Source organism: Geitlerinema sp. CS-897 (genome assembly GCF_028368005.1).
GTDB lineage: Bacteria > Cyanobacteriota > Cyanobacteriia > Cyanobacteriales > Geitlerinemataceae > Baaleninema > Baaleninema simplex.
This window is the reverse complement of sequence record NZ_JAQNCQ010000303.1, coordinates 1-3,203: the sequence shown is the minus strand read 5'-3', so window position 1 is coordinate 3,203 and position 3,203 is coordinate 1. Positions and strand designations below refer to the sequence as shown.

The following is a 3,203-nucleotide window of genomic DNA, read 5'->3' as shown; positions in this document are numbered from 1 at the left end:
GTTTGGCCGATTTGGTCGGCCAAACAGTCGAAGAGGATTTCACCGAGACAGAGAACGCGGGGAGAAGACATTTTAATTGATAATTGACAATTGATGATTGACAACGAAGTCGGTAGGGTGCGTGACTTGAAAAACGGGGTTGAACTCGTGCTTACCGATAACTCGTCACGCACCGCTTACTGTAAAGCTACGCCAAAATATGGAAAACAGACAACGTTAGACGCGAAACCTGAGAAGCGAAATGTCTTATCTGGTGATTTACGACGGTAACTGCAACCTGTGCGTGACGTTGGTGCAGTTGCTCGAAAACCTCGACGGCGGAACCCGCTTTCGTTACGTCCCCATGCAAGACGAAACCCGGCTCGATCGCTACGACATTACCCCCCAAGGGTGCGAGTTAGGGATGATTTTACTCGATCGCGACAATCCCGAGCGACGCTGGCAGGGGAGCGACGCCGCCGAGGAAATCGGACGGTTGCTTCCCGGTGGTGCAGCGTTCGTCTCTGCCTATCGCCAGTTACCGGGAGTCAAACCCACTGGCGATCGCGTTTACGAACAGGTTCGCGACAACCGCTACGACTGGTTTGGCAAACGGCAGGAAACGTATCGATCGAAATATCCTCCTGCGAATTAGAGGTTCGAGTCCTATGGAACGTCGCCGATACGAGATTGACTGGTTGAGAGCGATCGCCATCCTGGTGATTTTTGTGTTCCATAACGCTAGTTTTTTCACTTCACTTCCCTGGCATATCAAAAATGCCGAACATCATCTGAGTATGCTCGTTTTTGTCGGCTTTGTCGATGCTTGGGCAATGCCGTTATTTTTCTTCCTATCGGGTGTTGGCGCTTGGTACAGCTTGGAATCTAGAAGCGGCAAACAGTACCTTTGGGAACGGTGTAAACGGTTGCTCGTCCCGCTATATACAGTGGGGACGTTTATTCTCCTTCCACCTCAACTCTACTGGGACTGTATCACTCAAAAAATATGTTCGGGGTCTTTTTGGGAGTTGTATCCCCGTTATTTTACAGAAACCTTCACTCTGAGCTTTAGTCCGTTTTTCGGTTCGTTTTGGACGGGGCATCTCTGGTTTCTCAAGTTTCTCTTCATTGTTTCTTTTGTCTCTTTACCGTTACTGCTGTATTTGAAAACCCCTTCAGGACGTCGTGTCATCGATCGCATCGCCAAGACGTGCGATCGATCGGGAGGTGTTTTGCTGGCGATCGTCCCTCTCTCCCTCGTTCAGATTGGGATTCGAGGCTTTTTTTACGGACAACATACCTGGGCTGACCTCGTTTATTTTACGATCTTTTTTATTTTCGGTTATCTTCTTCCCGCTAATCCGCGATTCACGGCAAGGATCGAACGACGAGGTTGGATCTGCTTTCTCTTGGGGATTTTAGGATTTTTGGCAGAATTCTATTGGATTTTCGGTATGGGTTACAAGTATCCAGAAGGTCAAGGATTTTCTCCTCTGGTATTGTACGTTTTATTTCAAATTATAATGAGTATTAACGCTTGGTGTTGGATAGCTTTTATTTTGAGTTTAGCGTTTAAGTATTTAAATTTTAACAGTTCGTTTCTCGCCTATACTCGTGAGGCTGTTTTGCCGTTTTACATTCTCCATCAAACCCTAATTTTGTGGGTGGGCTGGTATGTGATTCCCTTGAATCTTTCAATTGCTGTAAAATTTCTGACGATTAGTACGATTTCTTTTGTGGCGATCGCCGCCATCTACGAACTGTTGGTCAAGCGATGGAATATCATGCGTTTTTTCTTTGGAATGAAGCCTAAACCGTCGTAAGACTACAGACATTCACCCTTCCATCGACACATTTTAAATCGCCGAATCAATGGCTTTTCGGATCGAGGGCATCCCGTAACCCATCGCCGATAAAGTTAATACTCAACACCGTCAGAAAAATCGCCAAACCGGGGAAAATCGCCATGTGGGGGGCGGATTCCAAATAGTTCTGCGCGTCGAACAACATTCGCCCCCAAGTGGGAACGTCGGGGGGAAACCCCAAGCCGAGAAAACTCAACGTCGATTCAATGAGAATGGCACGTCCGACGGCTAACGTGGCCGCCACGATCGCCGTTCCCAAAACGTTCGGAAACAGGTGAACCCAAATCAAACGACTCGGCGTCGCTCCCAACGCACGGGCTGCTGCCACGAAGTTCGTTTCTCGCAACGAGAGAAATTCCGCCCGAATCAACCTCGCCACCGACATCCAGTTGAGGCTACCAATCACCACCACGATGAGGACAAACACCCCCAATTCCGGGCCGGCGATCGCTTTAAGAGAATCGCGAAACAAATAGACAATTAACAGCAACAGCGGTAGCTGAGGCAACGCCAAAAACAAATCCGTCACCCGCATCAACAGTCCGTCGAGCCATTTTCCATAAAATCCCGCGATCGCCCCGACGAAAATTCCCAATCCCATCGACACCACCATCGCTGCAACTCCCACTGACAGCGAAACGCGGCCGCCCCACAGAACCCGAGCCAGTTGGTCTTGTCCCAAATCGTTGGTTCCGAAGGGATGTTCTCCACTCGGCGGAAGACTCGATCGCCCGAAGTCAATTTCACCAATGGGGACATCGTACAGCAACGGTCCGAAGATCGCTCCGAAGACGATAACGCCCAACACGATCGAACCCAAAACCGCCGTGCGATCGCGGCGAAACCGTCGCCACGCATCTCCCCACAGCGATCGATGGGGCATTTGAGAGACAGCAACCGGAGACGGAGTGACCATGTGGGGAGAAAGGGAGAGGGGGAGAAAGGGAGAAGGGGAGAAAGGGAGACAAGGGAGAAACTATCCGCTGAAACCTGTCTTCACTGGTGACTGGTGACTGGCGACTGGTGACTGAAACACTGGTGACTGGTGACTGGCGACTGAAACACTGCTCACTGTTCACTGCTCACTGTTCACTGTAAAACGCGCACCCTACGAATTTCTTAACTCTTCACTCTCACCTGAATTTTCCCCCAGCGATACAGTTTGACAAAGGTTTGAGGATCGAAGACAGCCCAACTGTTCAAGCCCAAACACAGACTGGCTAAGGCGAGTAAAACGAAGGTGGGAACGCGCACGACCCCGATCGCGAACCACGTCCAAACGTGCAGAACCATCGCCACCGCTAACAGACTGGCAATTCCCGCAGACATCCACCGTTCTCGGGGCGATCGCGCGATCGC

General features: G+C 50.3%; 3 protein-coding genes and 1 pseudogene. 2 read left to right on the top strand and 2 right to left on the bottom strand.

What is annotated here, in order from left to right; all coding sequences use genetic code 11:
• The first annotated feature begins 241 nt into the window (after positions 1–241).
• On the top strand, positions 242–634 hold the full coding sequence (locus tag POG22_RS19140) for a thiol-disulfide oxidoreductase DCC family protein (RefSeq protein ID WP_063717650.1): 393 nt from the start codon (positions 242–244) through the stop codon (positions 632–634).
• A 13-nt stretch (positions 635–647) separates the two neighbouring features.
• Positions 648–1,802: an acyltransferase family protein gene (locus POG22_RS19135; RefSeq protein WP_063717649.1), complete on the top strand. Its 1,155-nt coding sequence runs from the start codon at positions 648–650 to the stop codon at positions 1,800–1,802.
• Positions 1,803–1,848: 46 nt separating this feature from the next.
• Here POG22_RS19135 and POG22_RS19130 read toward each other — a convergent pair whose 3' ends face one another.
• A complete protein-coding gene (locus tag POG22_RS19130) occupies positions 1,849–2,760 on the bottom strand; it encodes an ABC transporter permease (RefSeq protein WP_063717648.1) in 912 nt (303 codons plus the stop codon).
• A 203-nt stretch (positions 2,761–2,963) separates the two neighbouring features.
• Positions 2,964–3,203: pseudogene (locus POG22_RS19125) on the bottom strand (hypothetical protein); the annotation flags it as partial.

Coding starts and splice junctions, on each gene's coding strand:
- POG22_RS19140 (WP_063717650.1), top strand. CDS start 242: ATGTCTTATCTGGTGATTTACGACGGTAACTGCAACCTGTGCGTGACG.
- POG22_RS19135 (WP_063717649.1), top strand. CDS start 648: ATGGAACGTCGCCGATACGAGATTGACTGGTTGAGAGCGATCGCCATC.
- POG22_RS19130 (WP_063717648.1), bottom strand. CDS start 2,760: ATGGTCACTCCGTCTCCGGTTGCTGTCTCTCAAATGCCCCATCGATCG.